This window comes from Leisingera sp. ANG1 (assembly GCF_000203975.2).
Lineage (GTDB): Bacteria > Pseudomonadota > Alphaproteobacteria > Rhodobacterales > Rhodobacteraceae > Leisingera.
In genome coordinates, this window is sequence record NZ_AFCF02000012.1 from 131,330 (window position 1) to 138,254 (window position 6,925).

Below are 6,925 nucleotides of genomic sequence, written 5' to 3' on the forward strand. Positions count from 1 at the left end.
GCAATTTCGCCGCGTATCTGCTGCTGCCAGCCCGGCTCGCCGACCAGCACCTGGTTCAGCCGGGACAGCTCTTGGTCGACATGATCCAGGTCGCCACCACCGCGCTTGTCATGCATCTTGAACTTGCCGAGGCCCTGCGGGAACAAGCCTGCAAAGCGCAGCACAACCGGTGCTTCATCAAGAATTACGGGCTGGGCTTGAGTAAACTTGGGCTGTACGGTCATCTTGCTGCTCGGATCTGCTTCTCTGATCCGAGTCTCCGCGAAGACGAAGAAAATCCCGATAGGCTTATTTTTGTTTTTGTGAGGCTTGTACTCACTAGGCAAGTTGCAATCCAGGGGTGGGCCCCAGGATTGCAACTTGCCGTTCGCGAGGGGGATACCCCCTTCGATCCCCTCCTCGTCAGCTTGTATTCGGCCTTCGCCTCTACAAGCTTCCTGCGGCCAGCAGCCTGCTGGACCCGCCCTGCCGGGGGCCGTGGATGACTTATTCTTTTTCGATAATCTTGAATGGCAGAATGGTGTTTCGCTTCCGTAGCCTGTTGCCGATCAGCTTGTTTTATCCAGCCAGTCAATCAATGCGCGCCTAATCATTTCCGGACGGGTTGGGAGATCAGGTTCGAGACGACGTCGGTCATCGATTGCATTTATGAGTTCTCGCGGCAATCTGAGCGTTAGCGCTTCTGTGTCTTTCTTGGGAGGGGCCATTCCGATATTACCATTTTGATGTTGACATCATGATGGCATTATCGCACATTGTTCAGGCGAGGCAAGAGCTGGAACCTCTTACCTCGCCCTAACCAAAACCGATCTCATGGAAGGAGACCGACTATGGCTGATACTTGCCGTATCACGCGCGAGTGCGCGCTTAAAGACCCCTGGCCCGCATCTGTCGCAGATGACAGCCCCACCTTCATCACCCGCACCTTCGGCGCACTAACCAAGGCAGTGGACGAAGCCCTCGAACTGGAGCGCGATCTTTCTCATTCCCTCTCCTGGGATCCCGCATCCACCGGTATCCAAGAGGCCGCCGAAGCCAAGTGGCAGGATTGTCTTCAACTCAGCGGCGACATCCTGACGGCACAAGTGGTCAGTGCCGAAGATTTGCCAATGCAGCGCATGAGCATGCTGCTGCACTTTCTGATCGAATCTGAGAGCCTGGACGAGGCACTTCGATTCCAGCAGCTGATGCATGAGCACCGGGACCTTTTCACTACCGATGATCCCGGTGTCCGCGAAGCGCTGAACCGCGCGGCGCGGCAAGTCGACACCGTGGTGGAGATGGCAGTGACAGCTCCGGAATTCGCGCCGGTCTGATCCCCCCAATCCCCCGTGACATAACCTGACCCGGCCCGCAGCGGATCTCTCCGCCTGCGCCCGGCCGCGTCATGCCCAAATCCAGATTATCCCGGCAGGTGCCCCATATCCGGCGCCTGCCCTCTCTCCCGCTTTGCGCAAACGGAGTTCTCAATGACCCATACATCAACCGCCACGTCCGCCGCCTTCCCGCTCACCATTCACCCCCACTGGCGCGCCGCCGCCGAAGCCAAGGGCTTCGGCATCCTGCAGCGCATCAAGGACCGCTATCACCTGCTCCTATCCTGCCACACCTGCCGACGGGCACATGCCAGCAAGATCTTTGTTCTCATGAACAGCCAGCCGCAGTGCCCGCACTGCATTCAAGACCGGTGGCAGGCCGACGCTGTGGCCGCAGGTTTGAAGTGGGCAGGCCGCGATCCGGAAGACCGTCACTATGCCCACTATATCGCCCCCTGCGGCCATAACTTGCGCCGGCAATTTGAGATGGTGAAGCGTGCCGCCGAAGGCGTCTGCGACGTACGCTGCGAACTCTGCCAGCAGCATAAGGAGCAAGAAGAAGCCTCCGCGCAGGGTTGGGAGCTGATTGGACCGGATCCGAACAGGAACCAGAACTACCGCCTGTACCGGCATGCGTCCTGCGGCCATGTTCAGCGGATCGCACGAGCCAACATGCAGACTGGCCGGTTTCAATGCAGCAACTGCGGCGAGGGCTGGAGCAGTGCGCCAAGCTTTCTCTACGTCATGAAGCTTAGACTCGCCAAAGGTGCCAAGCTGATCAAACTCGGCTACAGCCGCGATCCCGTCTCCCGCCTTTACCACCAACTTCTGAAGACCAAGGAGACGGAGGCGCAGGTCCTGCGGACAGTTCTCATCAGCTCCGGCCACACAGCTGTGCAAATTGAGAAAGGCCTGCATGCGCGGCTGAAGGCGGAGCACCCCGACAGCGTCGCGCCGCCAGACCTCTACGCAGAAGAGCTGAGCGTCAAAAGCGAGGTCTACTTCGCCGATGCGACCCAGGTGATCTTCGCGATGCTCGACGCCATCGAGGCAGAAGAAGACAGCTAAGCGCCCCCCCCTCCTCTTCAATTTCCAACATCTCCCGCCCGGTTTCACCGGGCGCCCGATCCCTTTTGCCCGTTCACAGGAGGCTTGCCATGAGCCAGCTCGATCTCTCCAAACCCCCGCGCCCCGATTGGTGGCAGTTCGCTGAAGACTGCGCCCGCCGCTATCATCTCTATCACAGAGAGCTGCAGCAAACTCGGCGCAAGACACTCAAAGAAGACGCACCAGACGGCAGTGCGGGCGCCGAGGAGCCCCTTGTGCCCCCTGCACCGGATCACCCCCATTCTTTGCTGCAGCATCTGAGCAAGCACCCCAACGCGCGGAATCTGCCTCCGGATCTTTGGGAAGCGCTGGAGCAGGAAGGCGCCGACCCATACGCATGCGATGACAAAGGCCGCTGGCTGCCGGCCACAGATCTGCCGGCAGACCAGCTGCTGCTTCTGCTGCGGATCGCCGCGGCCTTTGGCTCCCCGGCTGCGGTGGACACGCAGCTAATCCGCGGCACTGTGCTGATCCTGCGCAACATTCCTCCCTGCGGGTTTTCAAGCGTGGAAAATCTCCTCAACCACGCCCTGCTGCCGCCGGGCTGGCAGGCCTATGACGCCCGGCGCCAGGTGCAGCTGCCTCAGCGCGTGACCCTTGCTGTCCCCAGCATCCGCGAGGGCGCGATTGAGCAGCGGCACTTCGATGAACTGCAGGATCTCATCATCAAAGGCTTGGCGCACAGCCAGCCTTTGTGGATCTGCCTGCCGGATGAGATGGCACTGCCCGCGCCGCTGGTGGCGGAGCACTGTCATCAACTGACAGTGCCGCAAGTGGACGCGGATTTTCTGATCGCCCTGCTGCGTCAGACCCACAGCCGCACGGGCCGCATTGATGAAGCCGCCGCCCGCGCCGCGCTGCCCCCGAACGGCCAGTTGCAAGAACTCTCCACCCCTGCACTCTCATTCGCCCTGCGTGCGCCCACAGCGAAGAAGATGGCACAGCGCCTGTCCCAGGCGCTTGCTGCCGCTGCCGCTTCACCGCCTGAAGCCCTCGCGCCAAGGGAGGAGATCACCGGCATCGGCCCGTCCTATGACACCGCCCGGCAACTGGTTGCAGACCTGCGGCTCTGGGCCGAAGGCGGCGTGGCCTGGAATGAGATCCCGCACTCCTTGCTGCTTTTTGGCCTGCCGGGCACCGGCAAGAGCCACCTCGCCCGCGCTATGGGCCGGAGCGCCGCTGTCAATTGCGTCGAGACCAGTTGCGCCGAGTGGCAAAGCGCGGGGCACCTTGGCAACCTGCTGCTCGCGATGCGAAGAAGCTTTGACGACGCCCGGAAGAATGCTCCCTGTATCCTTTTCATCGATGAGATCGACGCGATCAGCTCGCGCACCAGCGGCGACACCCACGGCAGCAGATATGGATCGCAGGTGATCGCCGGTTTCCTTGAGCAGATGGACCGCATCAGCCGGGAGGCAGGGATTATGGTGGTTGGTGCCTGCAACCACCCGGAGCACCTAGACCCCGCGGTGCTGAGAGCCGGGCGGTTTGACATCAAGATCGAGATGCCGCTGCCAAGCATGGCGATGCTGCAGCACCTCCTTGCTGAGCGGCTGCAGGACGCATTCCCCGCGGATGCGCTGCAGCAGCTGGCGCGGGACTGCATTGGCAAAACCGCCGCCGACGTGGACGCCGCGGTGCGCGCTGCCCGCAGTGAGGCCCGGCACAGCGGCTGCCCGCTCGATCTCCAGCTTCTGCGCCGCCATCTCGGGGTCACGGCGCAGGAGGAGAACCAAGACCTCTTGTACCGCATCGCCGTGCATGAGTCTGGCCACGCCATCGCCGCCTGGATCTTCGGTGAGACGGTCAACCAGGTCAGGGTGGCGGCCGCAGGCGGCACAATCGAGCGGGATGTTCCCCCGAACGCGGGGCTGGACACAGATTTCGACCGTCAGCTCTACGTTCACCTGGCCGGGCGGGCAGCGGAGCGGCTCGTCTTCAATACTGTTTCTGCCGGGGCCGGCGGGGGCGCCACGTCCGACTTGGCACAGGCTGCGCGGATTGCGTTGGCAGTGGACCACGAGCTGGGACTCGGTGCCTACGGCAACGGCTGGTTCGGACCGCAGGATCCCGCTCAACTTGCAGAACCCGACCGCAAGCGCCTCCGTGAGAAGCTCGACTACGCGGAGGACCACGCACGCGCGCTGCTGTATCCCCATCAGCAACTGCTTAAGGACATGGCTGCAGACTTGGTGCAGAAACGAGAGTTCGACGCCAAGGCGGTCCGGTCCTGGCTGCGTGACGTGCCGCGGCATGTAGATCCAGAGCCGGTCCTGGACCAGTAGATGCGCCCGCCAACCAAGCCGCGCCGCCGCGAGGTTTGCACAAAGCTTATGTGCAAACTTCCGCGGCGCAGGCTCCGGTTGGTCCAAAATCCGGATAACTCCCTCCCGGAAAGGTTTTGCCCGCGCGGCAAACGCCGCCGGTCCGGCCGCAACGGCGCGCACCTCAGCTCTCCGCCCCCCGCAAACCACCTCAATCGGCAGGTTGTCCACATAAACCCGGCACCGGGGCGGCATCTTCCCCCCTTTCACGGGGCCCGCCGCCCTCCCGCACCCGCTATGATGAAGCCAACAGCCGGCGGAGCAGTACCCCGCCAGACCAGCATCATCAATAAATCGCCCCGGGCACCGGCCCGGGAGCGGCGGGAGACCTCGGCCAATGGCGCGGGACCAAAAGAGCTATGTCAATTGCCAGGAGACAGCCTGTCTTTCCGGCACATCTCAGACAAACGGCCAGGCCAACTGCCCGGCCCCGCTTCTGCACATCATCCAGTTCCTCGCCCGCCAGGCTGCTCAGGAAGACATCGCGGCACAGAGGAGCCAACCGCCTTCGAAGGAATAAACCATGACTGCAACACCCGGTCTCCGCGCTGCCATCTACGCCCGGTACTCCACAGACAAACAGAAAGACACATCGGTCGAGGACCAGATCCGGCTGTGCCGCCGTCTGTGTGAACAGAAGGGGTGGCAGGTTACGGAGGTTTTCACCGATCACGCGCTCAGCGGAAAGAACACCCTTCGTCCAGGATACCAGCGCCTGATCCAGGCAGCGGAATGCGGCCAGATCGACATCATTGTCGCCGAGAGCCAGAACCGCCTCTCGCGGGACATGGCGGATTCCGCAACCCTGCTGAAGCGCATGAGTTTCTTCGGAGTCAAAATCCACACGGCTTCAGAGAATGAGCTGGATGACATGAAGGTCGGTGTCAGCGGGCTGGTGTCCACCATGTTCCTCAAGGACTTGGCCCAGAAGACACGGCGTGGGCTGGAGGGGCGCGTCTCGAAGGGCAAATCTGCTGGCGGGATTTCCTACGGCTACCGGGTAAAGCGGGAGATCCTGCCCGACGGCACGCTCAGCACCGGCGACCGGGAGATCGAACAGGACGAGGCCGCCGTCATCAAACGGATCTTCCGGGATTATGCAGACGGTCTTTCCGCCCGCACGATTGCCGCTGCCCTGAACGCCGAAGGTGTAACTGCCCCGCAGAGCGGCAAAGGAACCGGCACCTGGAACCCCTCGACGGTTTCTGGGAACATCAAACGCGGCACCGGCATCCTGAACAATGAGCTCTATATCGGGCGCCTGGTCTGGAACCGGCTGACCTACGATACCAACCCCGACACCGGGAAACGGCTGTCCCGCCTCAATCCGCCCGAAGACTGGATCACGGAGGATGTCCCCGGCCTGCGCATTCTGGATGACCAGCTCTGGCAGGCGGTGAAGACACGCCAGGGGGAGGTGCGGCAGGCGATGAACCCGGCGGGTGTTCTGACCGAACGGCCCCGGCTGGAACGCGCGCGCCGGCCGACCTACCTTCTGTCCGGTCTCTTGCGCTGCGCCTGCTGCGGCGCCAGCTACACGCTGATCAACAAGACGCGCTACGGCTGCGCAGGTGCCCGCAACAAGGGTGCTGCGGTCTGCACCAACCGCGCCACCATCGGCCGGGCAGAAGTGGAAGAGCGGGTGCTTTCCGGGCTGAAGCAGCGCCTGCTGGCACCGGACCTGCTGGCGCAGTTCGCGGAGGAATACCGCAAGGCGTTCAACGACGCCGCCGCGGGGGCCTGCCAGGACCGGCAGAAGGCCGAACACTCCCTCAAAAAGGTGGAAAGCCGGATCGCCAACATCCTGACAGCCATCGAAGACGGCATGTACACCGCCTCGATGAAGGACAAGATGGCTGAGCTGGAGGGAGAGAAGGCCCGCCTGGAGGCGGTCATCGCGGACAACCCGGAACCCCCTGCCCTGCGGCTGCATCCCAGCCTGTCATCCCGGTACCGGGAACTGATCGAAGACCTGGCTGGCGCCCTGAATGCGCCGGAGGTGCGGCGGGAGGCGACGGCGGCGCTGCGGGCTTTGATTTCGGAGGTGCGGATGGTTCCGGAGGCTGATGCGCCGGGCGGCCATCAGCTTGAACTTGTTGGGGAATTGGCGGGGCTGATGGCTTTGGGGAGCCCTGAATCGAAAAAGCCCCCGCTTTTTGCGGAGGCTTGGTCGGAAAC

At 62.7% G+C, this 6,925-nt stretch carries 5 protein-coding genes and 1 pseudogene; 4 read left to right on the plus strand and 2 right to left on the minus strand.

Annotated elements, in window-relative coordinates; genetic code table 11:
• Positions 1-224, minus strand: a pseudogene (locus tag GC1_RS22635) (hypothetical protein); the annotation flags it as partial.
• Between the two features lie 324 nt (positions 225-548).
• Positions 549-707 (minus strand): ribbon-helix-helix protein, CopG family, encoded by a 159-nt coding sequence (locus GC1_RS22555; RefSeq protein WP_152612492.1) that lies wholly within the window; start codon positions 705-707, stop codon positions 549-551.
• Positions 708-830: 123 nt separating this feature from the next.
• Between GC1_RS22555 and GC1_RS19795 the strand changes: the two genes are divergently transcribed.
• The 4 genes from GC1_RS19795 to GC1_RS19820 all read left to right on the plus strand — a co-directional run.
• Positions 831-1,316: a hypothetical protein gene (locus GC1_RS19795; protein ID WP_039498833.1), complete on the plus strand. Its 486-nt coding sequence runs from the start codon at positions 831-833 to the stop codon at positions 1,314-1,316.
• 153 nt (positions 1,317-1,469) lie between these two features.
• The gene (locus GC1_RS19800) at positions 1,470-2,384 is read left to right on the plus strand and encodes a hypothetical protein (RefSeq protein ID WP_039498835.1); all 915 of its coding nucleotides are present in this window, start codon (positions 1,470-1,472) and stop codon (positions 2,382-2,384) included.
• An 89-nt stretch (positions 2,385-2,473) separates the two neighbouring features.
• On the plus strand, positions 2,474-4,708 hold the full coding sequence (locus GC1_RS19810) for an AAA family ATPase (RefSeq protein ID WP_082020198.1): 2,235 nt from the start codon (positions 2,474-2,476) through the stop codon (positions 4,706-4,708).
• Positions 4,709-5,270: 562 nt separating this feature from the next.
• Positions 5,271-6,925, plus strand: a 1,655-nt coding sequence (locus GC1_RS19820) for a recombinase family protein (protein ID WP_039498837.1), incomplete at its 3' end; no start/stop codon positions are given.